General features: G+C 64.9%; 20 protein-coding genes and 2 pseudogenes. 15 read left to right on the forward strand and 7 right to left on the reverse strand.

The annotated features are described in order from the left end of the window. Positions 1-5 precede the first annotated feature (5 nt). From B9C43_RS52570 to B9C43_RS60355, 4 genes and pseudogenes are all read left to right on the forward strand, one after another. A complete protein-coding gene (locus B9C43_RS52570; protein WP_084434724.1) occupies positions 6-1,322 on the forward strand; it encodes an ABC transporter substrate-binding protein in 1,317 nt (438 codons plus the stop codon). Positions 1,323-1,334: 12 nt separating this feature from the next. After that, positions 1,335-2,345, forward strand: a complete 1,011-nt coding sequence (locus tag B9C43_RS52575; RefSeq protein WP_084434725.1) for a carbohydrate ABC transporter permease — start codon at positions 1,335-1,337, stop codon at positions 2,343-2,345. Then, positions 2,345-3,217 (forward strand): carbohydrate ABC transporter permease, encoded by an 873-nt coding sequence (locus tag B9C43_RS52580; RefSeq protein ID WP_033384541.1) that lies wholly within the window; start codon positions 2,345-2,347, stop codon positions 3,215-3,217. Before B9C43_RS52575 ends, B9C43_RS52580 begins: the two co-directional genes overlap by 1 nt. 22 nt (positions 3,218-3,239) lie before the next feature. Then, positions 3,240-3,362 (forward strand): annotated as a pseudogene (locus B9C43_RS60355) (hypothetical protein); the annotation flags it as partial. 61 nt (positions 3,363-3,423) lie between these two features. Here B9C43_RS60355 and B9C43_RS57280 read toward each other — a convergent pair. From B9C43_RS57280 to B9C43_RS52610, 5 genes are all read right to left on the reverse strand, one after another. Then, on the reverse strand, positions 3,424-3,666 hold the full coding sequence (locus B9C43_RS57280; protein WP_160097375.1) for a hypothetical protein: 243 nt from the start codon (positions 3,664-3,666) through the stop codon (positions 3,424-3,426). Between the two features lie 264 nt (positions 3,667-3,930). Next, complete coding sequence (locus B9C43_RS52590) at positions 3,931-5,691, reverse strand: ABC transporter permease subunit (protein ID WP_084434726.1); 1,761 nt, start codon at positions 5,689-5,691, stop codon at positions 3,931-3,933. Then, a complete protein-coding gene (locus B9C43_RS52595) occupies positions 5,691-7,193 on the reverse strand; it encodes an ABC transporter substrate-binding protein (RefSeq protein WP_084434727.1) in 1,503 nt (500 codons plus the stop codon). The genes B9C43_RS52590 and B9C43_RS52595 overlap by 1 nt, the downstream gene beginning before the upstream one ends. A 717-nt stretch (positions 7,194-7,910) precedes the next feature. Then, positions 7,911-8,369: an STAS domain-containing protein gene (locus tag B9C43_RS52600; RefSeq protein WP_084434728.1), complete on the reverse strand. Its 459-nt coding sequence runs from the start codon at positions 8,367-8,369 to the stop codon at positions 7,911-7,913. A gap of 1,076 nt (positions 8,370-9,445) precedes the next feature. Beyond that, positions 9,446-10,345 (reverse strand): nitroreductase family protein, encoded by a 900-nt coding sequence (locus B9C43_RS52610; RefSeq protein ID WP_033380033.1) that lies wholly within the window; start codon positions 10,343-10,345, stop codon positions 9,446-9,448. A gap of 158 nt (positions 10,346-10,503) precedes the next feature. On the opposite strand from B9C43_RS52610, the gene B9C43_RS52615 reads away from it, so the two are divergent. After that, the gene (locus B9C43_RS52615) at positions 10,504-12,129 is read left to right on the forward strand and encodes a sensor histidine kinase (RefSeq protein WP_084434729.1); all 1,626 of its coding nucleotides are present in this window, start codon (positions 10,504-10,506) and stop codon (positions 12,127-12,129) included. 1 nt (position 12,130) lies between these two features. On the opposite strand, the gene B9C43_RS52620 is transcribed toward B9C43_RS52615, so the two are convergent. Next, positions 12,131-12,787 carry a response regulator transcription factor gene (locus tag B9C43_RS52620; RefSeq protein WP_033380035.1) on the reverse strand — a complete coding sequence of 219 codons (657 nt, stop codon included), beginning with the start codon at positions 12,785-12,787 and terminating at the stop codon, positions 12,131-12,133. Positions 12,788-12,922: 135 nt separating this feature from the next. Here B9C43_RS52620 and B9C43_RS52625 point away from each other — a divergent pair, with 135 nt between their 5' ends. The 9 genes and pseudogenes from B9C43_RS52625 to B9C43_RS52660 all read left to right on the forward strand — a co-directional run bounded on the left by B9C43_RS52625 (position 12,923) and on the right by B9C43_RS52660 (position 18,884). Beyond that, a complete protein-coding gene (locus tag B9C43_RS52625) occupies positions 12,923-14,029 on the forward strand; it encodes an acetate/propionate family kinase (protein ID WP_084434730.1) in 1,107 nt (368 codons plus the stop codon). A gap of 37 nt (positions 14,030-14,066) precedes the next feature. Continuing rightward, positions 14,067-14,264 (forward strand): hypothetical protein, encoded by a 198-nt coding sequence (locus tag B9C43_RS59260; protein ID WP_084434731.1) that lies wholly within the window; start codon positions 14,067-14,069, stop codon positions 14,262-14,264. A gap of 62 nt (positions 14,265-14,326) precedes the next feature. Further along, positions 14,327-14,879 (forward strand): annotated as a pseudogene (locus B9C43_RS59265) (phosphoketolase family protein). Continuing rightward, complete coding sequence (locus B9C43_RS52645) at positions 14,866-15,072, forward strand: hypothetical protein (RefSeq protein ID WP_084434733.1); 207 nt, start codon at positions 14,866-14,868, stop codon at positions 15,070-15,072. The pseudogene B9C43_RS59265 and the gene B9C43_RS52645 overlap by 14 nt, the downstream one beginning before the upstream one ends. Positions 15,073-15,218: 146 nt before the next feature. Beyond that, positions 15,219-15,431 (forward strand): RGCVC family protein, encoded by a 213-nt coding sequence (locus B9C43_RS58050; RefSeq protein ID WP_200826111.1) that lies wholly within the window; start codon positions 15,219-15,221, stop codon positions 15,429-15,431. Positions 15,432-15,473: 42 nt separating this feature from the next. After that, complete coding sequence (locus tag B9C43_RS60360; RefSeq protein ID WP_200826112.1) at positions 15,474-15,665, forward strand: hypothetical protein; 192 nt, start codon at positions 15,474-15,476, stop codon at positions 15,663-15,665. 118 nt (positions 15,666-15,783) lie between these two features. Next, positions 15,784-16,236, forward strand: coding sequence for an NsdA family TPR-like regulatory protein (locus B9C43_RS52650; protein WP_143447232.1), 453 nt, complete (start codon positions 15,784-15,786; stop codon positions 16,234-16,236). A 430-nt stretch (positions 16,237-16,666) separates the two neighbouring features. Then, positions 16,667-17,725 carry a fatty acid desaturase family protein gene (locus B9C43_RS52655; protein ID WP_143447233.1) on the forward strand — a complete coding sequence of 353 codons (1,059 nt, stop codon included), beginning with the start codon at positions 16,667-16,669 and terminating at the stop codon, positions 17,723-17,725. A gap of 250 nt (positions 17,726-17,975) precedes the next feature. Beyond that, positions 17,976-18,884 carry an acyl-CoA desaturase gene (locus tag B9C43_RS52660; RefSeq protein WP_084434735.1) on the forward strand — a complete coding sequence of 303 codons (909 nt, stop codon included), beginning with the start codon at positions 17,976-17,978 and terminating at the stop codon, positions 18,882-18,884. Between the two features lie 921 nt (positions 18,885-19,805). Here B9C43_RS52660 and B9C43_RS52665 read toward each other — a convergent pair. Then, complete coding sequence (locus tag B9C43_RS52665; RefSeq protein ID WP_084434736.1) at positions 19,806-20,081, reverse strand: transposase domain-containing protein; 276 nt, start codon at positions 20,079-20,081, stop codon at positions 19,806-19,808. Positions 20,082-20,205: 124 nt separating this feature from the next. Between B9C43_RS52665 and B9C43_RS59275 the strand changes: the two genes are divergently transcribed. Continuing rightward, complete coding sequence (locus B9C43_RS59275) at positions 20,206-21,600, forward strand: LuxR C-terminal-related transcriptional regulator (RefSeq protein WP_084434737.1); 1,395 nt, start codon at positions 20,206-20,208, stop codon at positions 21,598-21,600. Positions 21,601-21,715 lie beyond the last annotated feature (115 nt).

Here is a 21,715-nt window from a genome sequence, read left to right on the forward strand (position 1 = left end):
CGTCAATGATGACACGCAGGTACCGCTCCAGGACGCTTGGCGTTCTGGCAGGCACGATGGCGGCAGCCCTCGCACTGTCGGCCTGTTCGACAGGTCCGGAAGCCAGCGATTACAAGGAAGGCGATCCGTACACCCTCACCGTCTGGACCAACTTCACCGGCGAGGCCGGCCTGGCCTGGTTCGACAGCGTGGCCAAGGAGTTCGAGGCCTCGCATGAGAACGTCACTGTCAAGGCCCAGCACATCCAGAACGAGGAGCTGGACGGAAAGCTCCAGACGGCACTGAACTCCGGCGACGCACCGAGCATCTTCATGCAGCGCGGCGGCGGCAAGATGCGGGACATGGCCAAGGCGAACCAGCTCCTCGATCTCACTGGCAGCGCGGTCGATTCCCCTGAGTTACGCGAGAAGCTTGGCGACGTGTCGTACCAAGCGCTCACCATCGACGGCAAGCTGCTGGCCGCGCCGCAGCTGGTGCAGCCCGGTGGCATCTGGTACAGCAAGGATCTGTTCAAGACGGCAGGCATCACCGAGATCCCGAAGACGGTCGACGAGCTGGCCGGCGCGATCGACAAGCTCAAGGGCGCCGGCATCACCCCGATCGCGCTCGGTGGCAAGGACGCCTGGCCCGCCGCCCACTGGTACTACTTCTTCGCGCTACGCGAGTGCTCGACAGACACCCTTGAGGCGACGAACAACTCGCTGGACTTCTCCAACCCGTGCTACGAGAAGGCGGCCAAGGACGTCGTCGACCTAGCGGCCCTCAAGCCGTTCAACGAAGGCTTCCTGAACACGTCCGCGCAGCAGGGCGCCAGCAGTTCGGCCGGCCTGCTCGCCAACCACAAGGCGGCCATGGAGCTCATGGGAAACTGGGAGCCGGGCGTGGTCAAGGACCTCACTCCGAACAAGGAACCGCTTCCCGACCTGGGTTGGTTCCCGTTCCCGCAGGTGGCGTCCGGCCAAGGTGACGCGAAAGCGCTCATGGGCGGCAAGGGCGGATTCTCCTGCTCGGCCGGTACGCCGAAGAAGCTGTGCGGGGAGTTCCTCGCGCTGATGAACTCGGAGAAGAACCAGGAGAGCTTCTACACCGCGTTTGGTTCCATACCGCTGCACGCCGACGCCCAGGACGTGGTGAAAAACGACTACGACAAGCAGATGATCGGCGCCCTCAACGAGGCGACCTACGTGTCGAACTTCCTGGATACCAACTATGGCCAGAAGGTCGGCACTGTGCTGAACCAGGCGGTCATCGAGCTGCTGACGGGGAAGACGACTCCTGCGGGGTTGGTCAAGGCGATCACCGAAGCGGCCGACCGGAACTAGGGAGTCGACCACATGGAGGCAGCCGCGCACGTAAACCGCGACGTGCCGGACAGTGCGCGGACCGGGGCCAGCGCCGCCGAGGCGCTGGCCCCGGCCGGTGGGTCGGCTCAGGGTCGTCGAGTGCCCTGGCGGCGGTGGGCGGAGATTGCGCTGCTCGCCGGCCCGGGGGTCGTCGTCTTTGTCACGTTTGTGATCGTGCCTGTCCTCATGGCCGGGTACTACGGCTTCTTCAAATGGAGCGGTTACGGGGTCCCGACCGAGTTCGTTGGCCTGCGTAACTACGAGCTGATCTTCACCGACGGCGCGTTCCTCGAGGCGATGTGGCACAACGGGTTCATCCTGGTCATGTCGCTGATCCTGCAGGGGCCGGTGGCTATCGGGATCGCCCTGCTGCTGAACCGGAAGATGCGCGGGCGTTCTCTCATCCGCGTGTTGATCTTCGTTCCGTATGTGATCTCAGAGGTCATCGTCGCGATCGGTTTCAGCCTCATGCTGCACCCCACCGGTGCGGTCAATGACGTGCTGGACCGGATCGGGCTCGGTGGTCTGGCGGTGGATTGGCTCGCCGACTCGGACGTCGCGATCTGGTCGCTGATGCTGATCCTGGTGTGGAAGTACATCGGGTTCGCGGTCATCCTCATGCTCGCCGGTCTACAAGGGATCCCCGACGAGCTGCGCGAAGCGGCCGCGATCGACGGCGCGTCGTACTGGCAGACGCAGTGGCACATCGCACTGCCGCTGCTCGGTCCGACCATCAGGATCTGGGCATTCCTGTCCATCATTGGCTCGCTGCAGGTGTTCGACCTGGTGTATGTGATCTGGGGCCAGTACGTGGCCGACACCGCCGGGACATCAACGATGGCGACCTACATGGTGGCCAACGGCCGAACTTCCGGCGAATACGGCTACGGCAGCGCCGTCGCCGTGGTGATCTTCCTGATCTCGCTCGTGATCGCGCTCATCTATCAGCGGTATGTGCTGCGCCGCGACACCGAGGGCGCGCTGCCTGAAGGTGTGGCCTGATGTCCACAGCTGTTGCATCCGGCACGACCGCTCGCGGGGATGGCCGCTGGGTTGTGACCGGACGAGGGAGCCTGGCCGCCTACCTGGTCGCGTTCGCCCTGGTCGGACTGTGTCTGGCGCCCGCCGTCTACATCATTCTGGGTGGGTTCCGGACGAACTCCCAGATCATCCGGTCGCCGGCCGGTTTGCCAGAGCCCTGGGAGGTCGGCAACTACACTGGGCTACTAACCGGCGAGGTTTTCTGGCAGCAGCTCATCAACTCCGTGATCGCCGCGGTGGGCACCACGGTTGGCGCCGTCGTGCTCGGTCTCATGGCCAGCTTCGTGATCGCCCGCTATCCGTTCAAGGCCAAGCACCTGATGTACTCGCTTTTCACCGCGGGACTCATGTTCCCCGTCACGGTGGCGATCACCCCGCTCTACATCATGGTGCGCGACCTCGGACTGACCAACACCTTGGCCGGGATCATCCTGCCGCAGATCGCGTTCGCCATGCCGACCACCGTGATCATCCTCGTGCCGTTTCTGCGAGCCATCCCGAAGGAGTTGGAGGAGGCCGCGCTCATCGACGGCGCGAGCCGGCTTGGCTTCTTCGTCCGGATGGTGGTTCCGCTGTCCCTGCCCGGCGTAATAACCGTAGGGATCTTGGCCTTTGTAGCGAGCTGGAACAGCTATCTGCTGCCACTGTTCCTGCTCAGCGACAACGACTTGTACACCCTGCCACTGGGAGTGCAGGCGTTCGCATCGCAGTACTCGGTGGACACCGCGCGCGTGCTGGCGTTCGTCTCGTTGTCGATGATCCCCGCACTCATCTTCTTCTCCATCTTCGAACGCCGAATCGTCAGTGGTCTGACCGGGGCAGTAAAGGGGTGAGCGCGCCGAGCACACCACGGCGGTGGCCGACGACGTCGACACGCTCGACTGGCGCCCAGTATGGATAGCGGAGTTCCTCGAGTGGTGCGCTGAGCGCGACGTCCCGGTGGACTTCGTGACGACGCATCTGTACCCGACCGACTACGCCTTCGACGCCGCGACGCCATCCACGACACGGTGTATGCGGCGACCTACATCGCCAGGTCCTATCTGCGGTGTGCCGGGCTGGCTGACTCGATCTCCTGTTGGACGTTCACCGATGTGTTCGAGGAGGGCGGCGCGGGGATCGGACCGGCTCCTCCGCCACCCCACCCGGGGTCCTGACGCGGGATAGTGCCACCTGGCACCAGCTCGGCGAACCACTCAACCTCACTCGAGAACAGACCGAGCGACTGCACGCCGATGCCGACGCGCTGCACCGCGAGGTACTCGCGGTGTGGGTCTGTCAATTTCTCGTGCGGGTAGTCTCAAGAGGACTGTCTACTTTGTCTTGGGCTGCTGGCTGTCGTCGGGATTCTGGCTTCGGTAGGCGGGTTCCTTTTCTGCAGGTGACGGTCCTTTGTGGACGCTGGGGTCAAGGGGTCGCAGGCTCTGTCGACGGCGGATACACCGTCTTCTGAATTTCCTCACGGTGACGGCTTCAACGATGGTCACCTACCGGCGTCCCCTGTGATCGCTTTGGTCTTCTTTGCCGATGCTCTTGAGCTCGCCGATCAGCGCCCGGTGCACAGATGCCGTTCAGTACTGCTCCGTCTCGACGCCGTACCGGACACCGCGAGCACGGAGAGCAGGACGAGTGCGCAGGCCGGTCCGAGTGTGGTCCATGGTGCCAGTTCCAGGTATGGCTGGTTTTCCGACAGCAGGCGGCCCCATTCCGGCGTGGGTGGTTGCTCGCCCAGGCCGAGGAAGCCGAGTGAGGCCAGCACCAGGACCGTGGTGGGCAGGCGTAGCAAGGCGTTGCGCAGGACGGCGGGCAGTGCAGCGGGCAACAGGTGGTGGCGCAGCAGGTGTGTCGGGCGGGCGCCGAACGAGATCGACGCGAGTATGTGACCAGTTGCCCGTTCCTGTTCGAGGATTGCCGCGGTCTGGGCGGCGTAGGGGGTCCAGCCGACCAGGCACACCGCGCACGCGGCGCCCCACACCGACGGCCCGGTCACGGCGGTCGTCAGCAGTCCGGCCAGGACGGCAGGCAGGGTTGACATCACTTCTGTCAGACCTGCGCTGACCTGTCCCGCCATGCCGAGCAGCAGTCCAATGAGTGTGCTGACAGCTGTCACGGCGAGTGCCACGCCTGCCGTGCGCAGTGCTCCGTGGCCCAAGCGGGCCAGCATGTCGCGGCCGAGCGCGTCCGTGCCCAAAGGGTGTGCGACCGAGGGAGGCAGCAGGCGCGCCGCAGGGTCCACGTACAGGGGATCGCGCAGCAGGCCCGCTACGACCAGTGTGAGCAGAGCGACTGCACAGAATCCGGCGACCCAGGTGGTGGAGCGCCCGCGCCGGAGGGTCGCCGGGTGTGCGGCGGCCAGTCCGCCGTCCCGCAGGGCCGGCCCGAGCAGAGCGCGGCGCAGAGCCTGGACGAGCAGGCCGACGGCAACACCGAGCAGGGCGAGCGTGAGTGTCGCGGTTTGCAGCGGCGGCAGATCCTGGGCCAGGGCGGCGTCCAGGGCGAGCCGGCCAAGCCCCGGAATGTTGAAGATCTTCTCCACCGCGACCGCGCCACCGACCAGACCGACGACGCTGGGCAGGAACTGCGGGAGCACCCCGGCCAGCGCGCCACGCAGCGCATGCCGGGCGATGCGGCCGGGCGAGAACCCGCAGGCGTGCCAGGTCCGGACCCACGGCTCGCCGAAGGTGGCGGGCAGCGACTGGTCCAACAGGCCGCCGATCACCGCGCCCGACGGCACGCCGAGGGCAAGCGCGGGCAGCACCATCGAGGCTGGCCCTTCCCAGCCGCTGGACGGAAACCAGCCCAGCCACACCCCGAACACGGTGGCGAGCAGCGAAGCGAGCAGGAATTTGGGCAGCGCGGCGAGCAAGGCCGCCCCGGTGCCCGCTCGGCCCTTCCACAACAGTTGCCGAGATCCGAGGTACAAGGTGCGTGCGCTGACCAGTACGGCGACCGCGAGCGTGACCACGAGCGCGCCGAGCACGAGCGTGACGGAGACCGCCAAGGCATTCATCAGCTCGGGAAAGACCGGCTCGCCCGATACCCAGGAGGTGCCCGCGTCGCCGCGCGGCAATCCGCCCAGCCAGTGCGCGAGATGGGTAAGTGGCCCTTCGTTCAGGCCTAGTTGCTCTCGCACTGCGGCCAGTTGTTCGGGGGTGGGGTCCTGGTCGGCGGAACGGGCCCGCAGGACCGTCAGCGCGGGGTCGGTACCGGACAGCCAGGGCAGCAGGGCGACGGCTGCCAGCAGGGTGCTTCCGGCGACGACACGGCCTGCGCTCGTGCGCCACCGTGCCTTTTGTGCGTACGCCACTACTTCAGGCGGGTGTCGAGGTTGATCAGGGAGCGCTCGCGGGGGTCGAGGAGCACCCCTTCCACGTTGGTGCTGATGCCCTGCACGACTTTCTCGTGGACCAGCGGAATGACGGCGTTGGTGCGCAGGATCTCCGCCTCCGCCAGCATGATCTTCTGCCGCCGCTGCGCGGTGTCGCCTTCCTCGGCGGCGGCCGTGATGGCCTGATCGACCTTGGGATCCTTCAGACGAGCGATGTTGTACACGCCGTTGCTCATGTAGTCGCTCGCGAGATACGCGACGGCGTCGCCGGTGTCGAGGAGCGTCACTCGGGACAAGATAAGCGCGTCGTACTTGCCCGCGAGGATGTCGGCTTCCATCTGCGTGTACTCGCGTACGTCCTGCTGCACGGTGAACCCGGCCTTCTCCAGCTGTTGCTGCAGGACGGTCGCGGCCTCGGGCAGTTCGGCGCGGTTGGTGTAGGCGGCCAGGCGCAGTGTTTTGCCCTGTGTCTTCGACTGGACCTCTGCGGTGGTCGCCTGGCCGCTCACCTTGATACGCAGGTCGGCTGCCCAGGGGATCGCCGGTCCGAAGAGGCCCTGTGCCGAATCGGCGTATCCACCGAAGACCGAGGCGACGAGGGCGGAGCCGTCCACGGCCTGGCGGGCAGCGGCCCGCAGCGACTCGTCGGCGAAGATCCCGGTGGCGGTGTTGAGGATCAGGCTGTCGGCCCGCACGGAGGGCACGTCATGCCGGGTGTCCTTGTCCAGCAGACGCGCCTGGGCCGTGGGAATCCACTCGGCGATGTCGACCTCGTGGGCACGCAGGGCGTTGGTGCGGGCGGCGCCGTCGGCGATCCAAGTCACGTCGATACCGGATGCCTTGGCCTTGCCGCCCCAGTAGTCGTCGAACCGGTCCAGCGTCGCCTGGGTTTTGCCGGTGACCTTGGTGATCTTGTATGGGCCGGTTGCGGTGCCGACCGGGCTGACGGAGCCGTTGGTCGCGTACGCCTTCGCGGAGAAGATGCCCAGCGCGGGGCTGGCGAGCCTCAGCGGGAGCACCGGGTCGGCGGTCTTCGTGCTGATCGTGACAGTGTCGGCGTCTTCGGCCTTCGCGGTCAGCGTCACGTCGCTGAGCACGCGGGGCTTTGTTTTGGCGGCGTTCGCGTGGTCGAGCGCGTTGACGACGGACTCGGCGGTGACCTCGGTGCCGTCGTGGAACCTCGCCTTGCGCAACTCGAAGACCCAGGTGGTGATGTCCTTGCGGGTCCAGGACGCCGCCAGCGCGGGCGCGGCGGCTCCGTCCTGGCCCAGCGCTGTCAGTCCCTCGGCCACGGAAAGCTTGCCCAGCGCGGTGGCGTCGTTGCTGTATGGGGACAGTGCCTGCACCGGCGGCACCGCGAGCGCGACTCTCAAACGACCGGTCGTCGCGTTCGTGTCAGATGCGCTGCCTGACGCGAAACAGCCCGCCAGCAAGGGGATGAGAGCAAGCGCGGCGAAGAGGCCGTGGGAGGTGGAGCGCACGATCGGTCCTGTCCTGCGTAGGTCGGCTGAACCCCCGCTCACTGGATGCGGGGCCGGACCAGCCTATAAGGCTAGCCTTACCAACCTCATGTAAGGTGAGTGAAGTCTCAACCAAATTCATGTCCGCCCGATTCCTCGATCGGCGAGCAGTTGCTCGCTCGCGCTGTTCGCCCAAGGCGCATGTGGACGTGATGACCTTCGTTGTGACGATGCGCCGGACCTGGCGCGGTCGCGTATGTCGCAGCAGAGGGTGCCTCCATAGGGCGCTCGTGCTGTCGTGGGTGTCCAAACAGAACTTGTTGGTATGAGACGGTGGTCGCAACGGGCATCTGTTGAGTGGCGGAGTGGGAGCGAATCTGGAGCAGTGACCGCACTTGTTCGGTCATCAAGTGGCCGTCGTGGTTGCGGTAGCGGGAGTCAAATGGGAGGATTGAATGTGTCGCAAGTGGCCTGAACTGCGCTGAAGTGCGTGGAACGGAACCGGTTTAACGTCGAGTTCCCTGTTCTTGCAGGTGTGAGTCCTTTGTGGACCATGCTGGGTGAGAAGTCTGCATCTTGCCGCGTTGTAAAGGGGCCCATTCGGTCGGAGTCCTTTATAGACTCGGTCAAGGGCGCAGGTTCAAATCCTGTCGTGGCAAGATCCTGCCGCTCATCTAAGAATAGTCCTGATGGGATAGTTGGTCTGCGGGCCGGGTCTGCCAACGCGGTCCGAATAGGTCAGTCGGCTCCCGCGGCCGGTTTCTTGGCGGTGCTGCGGCGGTCGGCCATGAGGATTCGTCTGGCGGCGTCGAGGATGGCGTGGGTGGTCCGTACCGTGCGTGTCCGTCTGACCCAGTCTGGCTGAAGGACCGGTACGACCGGCAGGGTCTCGATCAGACCAGTGATTTCTAACGGCCGGAGTACCACGGGGTGGTTTGCCACGATCTGTAAGGCGATGCCTTGGCCCTGGCAGCGGTGGACGGCCCTGACGAGCGACGTCAGCCCGGCGGCGCCGAAGAACGTCACTGCGCTGAGGTCGACCACCAATGTCCGGGGCGGCTGGCTGATCAGGCCGGCTGCGGTCAATCCTTGTGTCAACAGGCCGGCCGTGCTGAGGTCGACCTCTCCTGCCACAGTCACGACGACTGTGTCGCGGAGTGCGACCTGTGTGATGTGCAAGTTCTGGACCGTGATCATGACCTGGCCTTCCGCTGCGGTTGGCGTCGGCGATTGCCGCCGTCAGGCCATCACGGACGTATACCCAGTCGATGGACAGTGGGGAGACGCTCGGTGACCGCGCGGGGTCCAGGCGCAAGTGAATGTCGTTGTAAGAGTACTGCGGCTCAGCGTGGGGCGATACCGCTGTTCACCCGGCTGCATCGATTCGATAAGCGGACTTCAGCCTGGGTGTAGCGCTCGCGACGAATTCCGCTCGCGTCGTGCCGGTCGCTGATGTGCCCTCACTCGCCTACCCAGCGATCATTGGCGTCCTTGGTGGCTTCGCGGGGTGCGGGAAACGAGGTGCTGGACAGATCTCGTGATTGCGGCTACGAGGCGCCGTCGACGTGCCACTGCCATCTCATGTGTGCCTCTCCGAGTATGCGATTGATCGGACCGGTGGGCCGGTGCCCCCGGCTGCATCGGGGGCGAGTGCGGGGGCACCGTGTCCGTGTCTCCTCGTCGGGTTTGTTCACCGGTGAGGAGCACGATCTTGGGCCGAGGGAGAAGACAGGGCTACCGTCGCTGATCGATCCACACGGGACAGTCAGGCGCCGGTGGTCTCACTGTCGAAGCGTGTGACGTGGATACCGGAGTAGTTGCCAGATTTGAAGGTACGCGCCTGGTGGCAGACGTATCGGTCATGGTCGCCTCCTCCCTGAATGAGGGGCTTGCTTGTCACACTACCCCGATTGTGGGTGGAATGTTCGTTTCCGCGAATTTCGCCGGGGAACGCACCACTGTGATCGTCCTGAAACGACCGTCCGTCATCGACATTCTGGTCCAATGTGGATGACAACGGCTCGCGCAGTCTCCTTGGTCTCAGAGCGACTTGAGGAAGCCGCCGTCGACCGTAGTCGACGTTCATCGGCGCAGGCTGGCGAGCCAGCCCGGTCCAGACATTGATGATCGAACCAGCGCCTCGCTGGAGCATTCACGGCAAGGCCGACATCCTTCGAAGCCCCAGTGACGACGGCCACGTGGCCGGCGAGTTTGAGATCCATGATCCTCCCATCTGCGGTGGTGGCGGGGTTCTTCTCTGTCGGCCTGGTTCTTCAGTACTTGGCGCCGGTCGGTTCCATGAGCAGGTCGTCGACCGGACGCCGTGGTGTGGCCGGGACGGGGGATCCGAACCCGATGCGCACTATCGTCTGCGGTACCAGTGATCCGCCCATCGCGCGGCGGAGTTCCGCTCGGGTGCCGGGCACCTCGCTGGGCTGGGACAGCAACAATGTGGACAGTCCGAGGCTGGTCGCTGTGAGGAGTACTCGCTGCATCGCTTGTCCTGCTTGGAGTTCGGCCAGCCGTCCGTCGTAGTACGAACACAGCACGCCGAGAAGGTGATCGGATTCCCCCAAGCCGGCGGTGGCCGGCGCGCCTGCCCACCCCGCCAGTTCGGCCTGCACTTCGGTGTCGGCCAGTTGCGTGCGATGCGCTCGCAGCATCAGCTCCTGAAGTCGTGCGACATCGGAGCGGTCTGACACGACGTGGAGCCACGCTCGCTCCAGTCCTGCCGCGCGCACCATGGATTGCTGATCTGCTGTGGATATCGGAGAGTCGATAAACGGCTGTCGGTTCGTGCGGCGGACCGGCACCGCTTCGAGCAGCGCGCGGGACTCGTCGGTCAGTGCGGTTTGGCCACCTCGTCGGATTGTCGCGAGTGCGCCGGGCGCTTCGGTGCCTGGCAGCAGGGTGACGAGTGGCCGAACTCCCAGAGCCTGCAACGCGAGCCTTAGGTTGAACAGCGCCGCGCCGCAGGACAGTCGAAGTTCCCGCGCTGACGGGTCGGTAGCGGGCAACGCGCGGCTGAGATCGGCGTGCAGCTCGATCCGGTCTGGCAGCAGGCGGAATCGCCATGGCTGGGTGTTGTGCACTGACGGAGCCAGCGACGCCGTTGTGAGCACCGCACGCGTGTCCTCTACTGATAGCGAGAGCGCTGCTGCCTTTGCGGTCATCGTCCGTCACCTCGCCACTGCGTCTGAGCCGCTTTGAGCCCGTTCGGCTCACCTGTCCCACTGTCCGGCTTGGATCGCGCCGGGCACACAGTCGAAGGTCCCTACCTGGCAGGGCCCAATGCTTGGCGGCCGGGCAGCACCGTGCGAGGCTGGCTCACATGTCCACGTCGGCTGGTGACCCCGAACCTCGCGTGCTCGGTGGGCTGCATCTGGAGTTGCTCGACGCGGTACAGGCCGTCGGTGCGGGGCTTGAGTTGGAATCGACGTTGCAGCGCATCGTGCAGGCGGCAGTGAGCCTGGTGGGCGCGTGTTATGGAGCGCTGGGCGTAGTGGGGACCAGGGACGACCTGTCGGAGTTCGTCTACGCCGGCGTCGACGCCGGGACCCGCGAGCACATCGGACGGCTGCCGGCCGGCAAGGGCCTGCTCGGCCTGCTGATCAGGGAACCGCGCGCGATCCGGCTGCCTGACCTCGGCAGGCATCAGGCGTCAGTGGGCTTTCCGCCGGGTCACCCACCGATGCGGAGTTTCCTGGGTGTGCCGGTGCGGGTGGGTGATGTGGTGTTCGGCAATCTCTACATGACTGAGAAGCGGGACGCGGCCGAGTTCACCGCGGACGACGAGGTGGTGCTCGGGGCGCTGGCAGCCGCGGCGGGTGTGGCCATCGAGAACGCCCGGTTGTTCGAGCGGTCCCGGATGCGGGAGCGATGGCTGGAAGCGATCGCGGAGATCAACTCGGAGCTCTTGGGCGGCGCGTCGGCGGACGACGCCCTGCGGCTGATCGCACAGCGGGCGATGGAACTCTCGTCCGCGTCGTACTCGCTCATCGTGCTCGTGGCCGACGGGAATCAGAAAAGACTGCGGATGGCCGCCGGAGCGGGCTCCCGTGTCGAGGAGTTCGTCGGCAGGCAGCTCACCGCTGCCGATTCGTTCGTCGTGCAGGTATTGACCTCCGGTGCGCCGATGCTGATCGACGACCTGGCCGGCCACCTGGGGAAGACCCCGATCGAGTTCGGGCCGGGACTGGTGGTGCCGTTGCAAGCCGGGTCGGCCGTCACTGGTGTGCTGCTCGCCGCACGGGACAGCGGCAGCGCCCAGTTCGGGCCGGACCAGGTTCCGCTGCTGGCCTCGTTCGCCGACCAGGCGGCCGTGGCGCTCGAGTTCGCCGAGAAACAACGGGCGACCCGGCTCGTGGACATCCTCGCCGACCGCGACCGCATCGCCCGGGATCTGCACGACCATGTGATCCAACGGTTGTTCGCCACGGGCATGAGCCTGCAGAGGACGTTGAACTGGATCACGCATCCCGAGGCGCACCGGCGGGTGGAGAAGTCGATCGGTCAACTGGACGAGACCGTGCTGGAGATCAGAACCGCCATCTTCGACCTGCAGTCGACCGACGACGCGACCGGCCTGCGCAGGCGACTGCTGGACCTGGTCGCGCGGTTGACGGAGGACACCGACCTCTCGCCCCAGGTACGGATGACCGGCACCGTCGACAACTCGGTACCCGACGAGATCACCGAACACGCCGAGGCCGTGGTGAGCGAAGCCCTCACCAATGCGATCCGGCATGCCCACGCCACCGAGCTGACCCTCATGGTCGAAGCCACCGACGTCCTGACCATCTCGGTAGTGGACAACGGCGTCGGGATGCCCGCCGACGTCGCCCGCAGCGGCTTGCGCAATCTGGAACAACGCGCCATCCAACTCGGTGGTTCGCTGCACGTCAGCAACGAGCCGGCAGGCGGAACCAGACTCACCTGGCGGGTGTCCCTGATGTGAGCTAGCCGTCCGTGTTCGACGGCCCCGGCTTGCGCAACTGGGATGCCAGCACGGCGACCTGTGTCCGGCGAACCAGACCGAGCTTGGCCATCAGGTGCGAGACATAGTTCTTGACCGTCTTCTCCGCCAGCACCATCCGTTCACCGATCTGCTTGTTGGTCAGGCCGTTGCCGATCAGGTCGAGCACCGTGCGCTCCTGATCGGTCAGCATCCGTACCGGGTCGCCTTGTTCGTGTTCCCGGCGGATGCGGTTGAGCAGGGCTGAGGTTGTTCGGGCGTCCAGTAGTGACTCTCCGCTGGCGACGGTGCGAACCGCGGTTATCAGGTCCATGCCGAGGATTCGTTTGAGCACGAACCCGGACGCGCCTGCCATGATCGCGTCGAACAGGGCTTCGTCGTCGGTGAACGACGTGAGCATGAGACAGCGCAGATCAGGCATCCGGGAACGCAGTTCCCGGCACAGTTCGATGCCGTTGCCGTCGGGCAGCCGGATGTCCAGCACTGCCACGTCCGCGCCGGTGGAGGGAACCCTGGTCAGGGCCTCGGCGACGGAGGCCGCCTCGCCGACGACTTCGAGATCGTCGGCTGCGCCGAGCAGTTCCGCGATCCCGACCCGGACGATCTGGTGGTCGTCGACCAGGAAGACACGGGTGACCACGCGAATCACCTCCTGCCGTCGAGCCTACGCCCGCAGGGCCCAAGGTCCCTGCTCGCGAGGGTCCCCGGGCACTGCCGGTCGTCCGCCCGGCGCGCAAGGCTAGCCACTGGGTACGACTGACCATTGGAGGAGAACGTGCGTGTGCTGACCGTCAATCCAGGTTCGTCGAGCCTCAAGCTCGCCGTGATCGAGCACGGTGTCCAAGTAGGACAGACCGGGTTCGACAGGTGGGACGGCAAGGTGACCGATCTGGTCCGGCATGTGCTGCGGCAGTGGCCGGACATCGGAGCGGTGGCGGTCCGGTTCGTGCATGGCGGCGATCGCCCCGCCGCGGTGGTACTGGACAGCGACACGCTGGATGAGCTGGACGGGTTGACCCGGCTCGCACCGCTGCACCAGCAGGCATCGGTGTTTGTGGCCAGTAAGGTGATGGCGCAGCTGCCCTCGGTTCCAGTGGTCGCGTGCTTCGACACCTCATTTCACGCCTCGATGCCCGAGGCAGCAAGGGTTTACGGGCTGCCGACGGACTTGACGCGTCGCCACGGGCTGCGCAGGTACGGCTTTCATGGCCTGTCTTGCCAGTACGCGTTGCGACGGGTCGCGGACATGGTCGGGCTTGATCCAGCCGTGCTGCGAGTCGTGTGCGTGCACATGGGAGCCAGTGTGTCGGTCACGGCGGTCCGTGCCGGGGCGAGTGTGGACACCAGTATGGGATTCACATCGTTGGAGGGCGCGATGATGGCCACCCGGTCCGGTTCGGTCGACCCGGGTCTGCTGCTGCATTTGCTCAATGCCGGGATCGTCGAACCGCGCGAGTTGAGCGATCTGCTGAACCACGGATCCGGGTTGGCCGGGATGACCGGGACCGATGGCGACATGCGCACTGTCCTTCCCGCCAGGACCCGGGGTGATCGCGACGCCGAGCTCGCCGTCGATGTGTACATGCACCGGCTCCGCAGGGAGATCGCGGCGGTCGCCGCATCGCTCGACCGTTTGGACGCTGTGGTGTTCACCGGTGGTGTGGCGACGCACAACCCGCAGCTGCTCGGCGAGATCGTCGACGGCCTGGGCCTGTTCGGTATGAGTGCGGTTCATGAGCTGCTCGCGGCCGCGGGTGACCGGGTGGTGAGCCCGCTGGGTGTGCTGCCGCGCGTGCTGGTGATCACGGCCCGGGAAGACCTCGAACTGGCCGCTCAGGCCGAGGTCGCAGTGGCTGGTGCCCGATCTGCCGTGCTGCCGTGATGTCCAGCGGCACGGCGAGCCAACCTTGAGGAGAGACATGCGAAACCCGACTGTCGCCTCGGTGATGACGAGGAATCCGTGCACGCTGTTGTCGGACAAAGAGATCGGCGCAGTTCCGGTGGTCTGCCAGCACCACCAGGAGGTACTCGAGACGGCCATGCTGACCTCTGAGCTGGCAGGCGCCTGCCTTCCTCGACCCGGCGACAGATGGGCTGCGCTGCCGACCTCCACCTGAACGGTTAAAAGATCGCCAACCCGACCGTGCTGTCCCGGTGGCGTCGTGAGGACCTGGTGTCGATGCTGCGCAGCCGTGGTTGGCGCCCCATTGAGGTGAGCGGGTTTGATCCGGCAGAGGTGCATGAGGCGTACGCCGAGGCGTTGGCGAGTTCCGTGGCCGACATTCGGCAGATTCAAACCGACGCACGGCGTGGTGTTCGCGGCCCGGCCGCCGATTGGCCGATGGTGGTGCTGCGCACACCGAAGGGCTGGACCGGCCGAAGTGGACGGACGTCGGGTCGAAGGGCCTGGCGTTCCCGCCACGGTGCCACTGACCGATGTGCGTTCCGACCCGGAGCGGCTCGCCCAGCTGGAGAGCTGGCTGCGGTCCTACCGTCCCGACGAACTGTTCGACAGCTATGGCAGGTCGCTCCGGTCGCGCCACCAAGCGTGTCGCGGGCCGCGTTCGCGGCACTGGCCGGCAAGTCCGCCGGAATGGCGTCGGCCATCTGCCCGTGGCACACGGCGGTACCGATGCTGCCGAGGAATTGCCGAGCCGTCAACGCTGCCAACCCTGAATCGTCGCTCTCTCGCGCAGCGGCAGAATTGGAGTCAAGTCAATGGACCGTGCTGACAATCTACGGACAGCAGCGGTGCACGACCTTTACACGTTGAACCGCGAACAGCGTTATCGTGGCGTTCGTGTGGTGGCATCGGCGGCCGATGACTCTGCTGACTGCCTGCAATTACTTGCCGCTCTCGGTCTCGATCCGGCGGATGGCCGGTCGCCGAGCGAAGATGGTCTGGCGGGCGAATTCCAGAATTGACTGTTCTGCGATCGAGTTTGTGCGAAATATTCCCGGATCAGACACCGTACGGACTCCTGTGGTCGGCCTGATCAAGGGACGGTGGAGTAGACTCGGAGAATCGCCCGAGACCCCGGCGCCGCGAAAGCAACTGAGTGGACGGGCCCATGCCTAACGCAACCGACGTGAAACCGATTGCCACCGAGCCAGATGCCAACGTCGTCTGCTTCGTATGTCCACATCCGTGGGATGCGCATGATCCGATCGCGATCCGATTCTGCACCGCGACGGCTGCTGCAGGACACCACCGCGCCTGCGTGTGCTCTTCGGGTGCCACCGACGGTGGTGGGGTCTACAACGCCCTGAGTTTGAGCCGGTGATGTTGGGAGACTGAGCTGAGTGCGGTGGGGCATGGTAGCTCGATGCGGGATCAGGAGCGTGTGAGTGGATGTACCTGTCGTCTGGATGCTGACGGTTGCCGGGATCGTTGGCCTGCTTCTGTGTTCGGTGTCGGTGTGTGGATGTTCGCCGGCGCAACGACGGGAACGGAGTACTTCGCCGGCTACGTGACGGAGAAGGCGCTGTCGGTCGATAACCTCTTCGTGTTCCTCTAAGGACAGACGTCGACGGTGTGGAGTTCCTCCTGGTCTGCCAGGCTGTTACCATTCATGTGAAATCCGCTCCAGACCCTGGCGGCATGCTGTCCTGTTCTCGGGGCAAGGAGTCGCCGGCATGAGCAGTTCATCGTTTTCTCGCTCGCTGGGTGTGGGGCTGGCCGATGTGTCGCGGTTCGAGGCGGCGACGGCTGTCTTTCGCGGTCTTGACTATCGCGATGGCGGTGGTTCGTGCCGGTCGGCGGTAGATCATCTGCGTGCATGGGGCGAGGAGACGCTGGCCGCCGTGCGGACTGACCGGGTGCGGGCCCGGATGATGGTGGCGCAGGCTGATCTGTGCAACCTCGCTGGCTGGATCGCCTTCGACACGGGCCTGCCCGAGCTCGCTCGTGTCCACTTCGGACACGCGCTCGGGTTGGCGCGGCTGGCCGGTCGGGCCGATCTGATCGCCAATATCTACTACCGGATGGGTCGGGTCGAGCTACATCACGACGAGGCGGGTCAGGCGCTCGACGACAACCAGGTCCGGAAGAGTCCGCGCCCGAAGCCCAGCGTGCCACCGCAGGCATGACCGGCATGGCGGCACCTCGATCGGCCCGACCGGCTTCCCCGAGGAATACCCGGACCTGCATGCGGACACCAGCAACGCACAGAACGAGCAGATCAAGAGAATCTCCTCACGGGCGGCTACCCTGTTCGCCTCACCCTGATCAGCATCATCTACGGGATGAGCTTTCCGCCACGTGTCCGAACTGGACTGGGCGGGCTATCCGTTCGCGCTGCTGCTCGTGGCACTGGTATGTGTTGGCCTATACCTGATCTTCAAACGCCGAGGCTGGCTCTGACCTGTGGAACGACGTACACACCAAGAAACCGGCCTGTCCTGACAGGACATACACCGGTAGGAGGTTTAGCCCTTCCCACGACGGAAAACCGACAAAAGAAGGTCACTGTGCCCGTGTGGTGCGGCGGAAGGTGCGTACTGGGAGAACAACCTCATCATGACTGCATCGAACATTCCTGCAATACAGTCCTCGAAACCACGCCGTGGCAACGACTTCACGGAGCTGTCCCGATGGGTCAGGCGAGCAGGGTTGCTGCGTCGGCGATACGGTTACTACGCGGCGAGGATCGCGATCAACATCCTGGTGTTCGCTGGTGGAGCGGTCCTGTTCGTGTTGCTGGGTGACTCGTGGTGGCAGTTGCTCACCGCGGTGCTGTTCGCGGTCGTGTTCACCCAGTTCGCGTTCATCGGCCACGACGCCGGGCATCGGCAGATCTTCGGTTCCCGGCGCGGCAACGATCTTGTCGGGTACCTGCACGGTGTGATCACCGGGATCAGCTACGAGTGGTGGGTCGGCAAACACAACCGGCACCACGCCAACCCGAACCACGAAGACGAAGACCCCGACATCGAGATCCCCGCCCTCGCGTTCAGCACCGAGCAAGCCCGAACCAAACGCGGCCTGCTGCGGTGGGTCGCCAAGTACCAGGCGTTGCTGTTCTTCCCGCTGCTGCTGGCCGAGGCGGTGATGCTACGCATCGCCAGTGTCCGCGCCGTCCTGCGCCGGGAAGTCAGGACCACGTGGCTGGAAGCAGCGCTGCTGGCCGCCCATGTCGTGGGCTATCTCGGTGCGGTGTTCCTCATGCTGTCCCCGCTCAAGGCCGTGCTGTTCATCGTGGTGCACCAAGGATTGATGGGCGTGTACCTGGGGTGTTCGTTTGCCCCCAACCACAAGGGCATGCCCATCCTGGGCAAGGACGAACACCTGGACTATCTGCGCAAGCAGGTACTCACCTCCCGCAACATCTCCGGCAGCCGATGGGTGGACGGCCTGCTGGGCGGCTTGAACTACCAGATCGAACACCACCTGTTCCCCAGCATGCCGCGCCCCAACCTGCGCCGCGCTCAATCGCTCGTGCGGGAGTTCTGTACGCGACGCGGCGTTCCGTACAGCGAATGCGGCTTGTTCGCCTCCTACGCCCAAGTCCTGCGACATCTGCACGACGTCGGCGCGCCGCTGCGCCGCTGCAACCGTCCGGCAGCGGTGGACAGTTGACACAGAGTTTTATCCCCCGCGCTATCGGGTACACAATCAGTGTGAGGATCAGCGGCTCCTGAGTGGACTCCGCACGATCTGGTGCTGATGCTGTGCCTTGGCTGCCCTTGTAGCCGGATCCCACATCGATCGCCCTGGACCCCGGCGGCGCAGACCGAGTTGCCGTTTCCCGGAGGCCGAATCCGTGAGTACCACAGTCCACGACCGTCAATCCCGCGATCACACTCGCACGGAGGCAGCTCCACAGCCGATGCTAGCGGGTGAGAAATCCCCGGCTGAGCTGTTCCTGGTCAAGCTGTTCGCCATCGTTCCGGCACTGGCCCTGGCCGCGGCGGTCCCGCTCGCGTGGGGCTGGGGCCTTGGCTGGACGGACGTCGGGCTCGCGGTGTTCTTTTACACCCTGACTTGTCTTGGTGTGACCATCGGATTCCACCGATACTTCACTCACGGCGCGTTCACCGCTACCCGTGGCTTGAGGATCGCGCTCGCGGTCACCGGCAGCATGGCATTGCAGGGACCGATTATCGGCTGGGTGGCTGACCACCGCCGGCACCACGCTTACGCTGATCGTGAGGGTGATCCGCATTCCCCGTGGCTGTTCGGCACCTCAGCGGGCGCGCTGGCCAAGGGGTTCTGGCACGCGCACATGGGCTGGATGTTCCAGCGGGAGCAGACCAACGCCGTCCGGTTTGCCCCTGACCTGCTCGCCGACCCGGATATCCAACGGGTGAACCGCTGGTTCCCGGCGCTGACAGTCGTGTCGTTGCTCGCGCCTGCCGTGGCCGGTGGGTTGATCACGTGGAGCTGGTGGGGTGCGCTGACCGCGTTCTTCTGGGCCGGCCTGGTGCGGGTCGCAGTGCTGCACCACGTCACCTGGTCGGTGAACTCCATCTGCCACATGATCGGCGACCGGCCCTTCACCGCCCGGGACAAATCAGCGAACTTCTGGCCACTGGCACTGCTGTCGATGGGCGAGTCCTGGCACAACTCCCACCACGCCGACCCCACCTGCGCACGCCACGGCGTCCAACGTGGACAGATCGACATCTCCGCCCGGCTGATCCGGATCTTCGAAAAACTCGGCTGGGCCACCAAAGTCCGCTGGCCGAGACCAGAACGACTGGCCCGCAAACTCAACACCACCGGGAGCGCCTCATGACCACGGACACCCTGGCTCCCGGTGGCGTGGCACGCGCGGTCTCCGGTCAGTGGCCGCCCCGGCCACTGTCGAGGACATCCTCACCAGCAACGGCATATCCCTCGGTCAGCATCAGGCTGACACCGCCACAGCCCCTCAACCACGAACCGCTGACCAGACGCCGGAAGAACGCTGGGAGGCCGAAAGGGACCGCATCCTGGCCCAGCGCAACGCGCTCTGAACAGAAGGGCTGAAGAACCCCCTCCCGGGCCGGCGGTCCCGGCGGATCGGCACACGCCCAGATAATCGTCCACTCCGGACACTCCGAGCATCTGCACAGCCGCGGACGGCCTATCGGTGGTCGATCTGAGATCTGCCGATCCGGACATTCCCGGGCCCGGTGTGGCGGCTCATCCTCGAACCGGCCAGGTGCCTCGTCCTCAACGGACTCACCGCGGCTGCGGTGTTCGTGATGGCTCCGCTCAATGATCCATCGTCGGTTTCAGGTTGAGGAGTGGAGGGCACCCCATTGACATGTCTCCAGTCCGTGGCGGGGCTACCAGGATCAGCGGGAGTAGTAACAACAAAGACTGCGCCGCAAGCACCGTATCAACGGGGGCGACTACCTTGAATTCTCGCAACTGTGGAGGTAGGTCGAAATGCTCGTGCTCGTCATCGTTCTACTAGTGGCATGGCTCATCCTCTCCATCGTCGGATTCGCCATGGAAGGGCTGATGTGGCTCGGGATCGTCGGAGTCGTCCTGTTCGTGGGAACCGCCGCGATAGGAGCGGTTCGACGTAAAACACTCCGCCGGTAATCCGGACTGGCGGTGTGGGGGTAAGAACGTCAAGTGTGAGGCTTGGGGCAAAGCTGGAGCAGGAGCGAAACTGGAGTGACGAACGCACTTGACCCAACATCAACTGCGCTCGGCCACGTTCTGTCTACTTCGGTCTAATTTTCAATGTCACCAGGCGGCCATTCAAGGATTGCCCGCCCCCGGTCCCCTTCTGATCGATCCGCGACTGCGGAAACAGACACAAGGCAAGCGTGAAATAGAAAACCAATCGAGCAGGCAACGCACGAACCCGCTGATCCCGACGCCAATACCGATCAATGACCCGATCAACCAGCTCCACTGGAAACGTCCGACTCAGCGCACCAACCGCAGCCCGGTCGGTCAGACCACCGCTCGCGCCCACACCTGCCTCAAGATTCACAACCGCAGGCTACCGGCGTACCGTGAACTAACCGACCGGCATTGGGGCTAGCCGTGGACCGTCAAGTCCATCGTGACTTGAGCGCTGCTGGAGTACTGGGCATCCGGCGAATAAGATTGCGCTGATGAGCAGTCGAGTCTCAACAACCAAGCTGCCTCCTCCGTTGGCGGCGGTGTGGGGTTCGGGCAGGCTATTTTTGGTCGTTCTCGGGGCGCTGTTGGTAGGGGCCTTTGGCGCAGTGGGAAAAACGCTCGGTGGAGGTCATCCACTGCTCGAGGTCGTCGTGGGGATCGTGACAGGTGTCCTGTTTGTGGCTGTGGGCTGTTGGTCACGTGTCCGATGGCCCGGCCACCCGATTGGGCTGTTACTTGTATTTACGGGCTATGGCTGGCTTGCCGAAGATCTCATCACGTCGGACATCGCAGTGATCTTCACCCTGGGTGTCTTGCTGATGACGGCCTCGTCGCCATTGCTACTGCATCTGATCTTGGCTTATCCCAGCGGGCGGTTGGAGAGCCATGCCGCACGCGTGGTTGCTGTCTCAGGATACGTCGCGGGGTTCGGCCTGACGGCTGTGGGCGCGCTGTTTTCCCGCACCGATCCGCTGATTTGTCGGTGCCCGGTGAATCTGTTCGCTGTGGGGCACGATCCCGAAGTGGCGGCAACGCTCACGCATGTTCGCGGAGCCGTCTTGGTGATCTTGACGATCTTGGCTGGTTTCATTCTGTTCGGTCGATGGCGGACCACCACGCCTATGCGTCGCCGTGAGATGGCTCCCTTCGTTGGGACTGCTTTGCTCCTTGGTGTGGTCAACATGCTGTACGGGATCGTGCGTTGGATCCTTTCAGTCCACCCGCACTGGCTGCTGGGCAGCCTCAACGAGATCGACCGTGTGGCGTTGCTGGCGCTGCCTGTGGCATTCCTGATCGGTCGGCTGCGGGAGGACGCTGCGGGTGCCGCCGCCATCAAGCTGTTTCCCCTGCTCGAACGGCGACCATCCATGACTGACTTACGTGATGCGCTGGCACACGCGTTGGGTGACAGGCGCTTGCAGCTTGGCCGGTGGGATGCCCCCACCCAGTGCTATGTCGACCACAAGGGGCGGAGGCTGGTGTTACCGCCGCACGGTGGCCCCCGCACTGCGACGCAGGTGCGCTGTGGCGACCGCCGGGTGGCGGCGTTCGTGCATGACTCGTCGCTGTCCGCAGCCCCGGAAGTCGTCGAGGCTATCGCGTCGGCGGTGCGAATCGCCCTTTCGGACACCGCCGCGGACGACATGACAAGGCGGCGAACGTTGACCGGGATCACGAACCGCGAACGCGAGGTCCTCTCGTTGATGGCAAGCGGCCTGGGAAACCGAGCCATCGCTCAGCGGCTGTCAGTGAGCGAGCGGACCGTAGAAGCGCATGTGAAGAACATTTTCCGCAAGCTTGAGCTGCCAGTTACAGAGCGGGACAACCGACGTGTACGGGCTGTGCTCACCTTCCTCGGTTCGGTTGGTTTGAAGGATCCGTGCTAGCACGGATCCTTCAAACCAACCCAACAAACTCGTGCTTACACGGATGCGCTGCGACCTCAGCGAGTGATGTCTTAGGAGCATATGGAAAAGGTCCGATGTGGCGATCACAACCGAC

The sequence above is a fragment of the Kibdelosporangium aridum genome (assembly GCF_900176515.1).
GTDB classification, from domain to species: domain Bacteria; phylum Actinomycetota; class Actinomycetes; order Mycobacteriales; family Pseudonocardiaceae; genus Kibdelosporangium; species Kibdelosporangium aridum.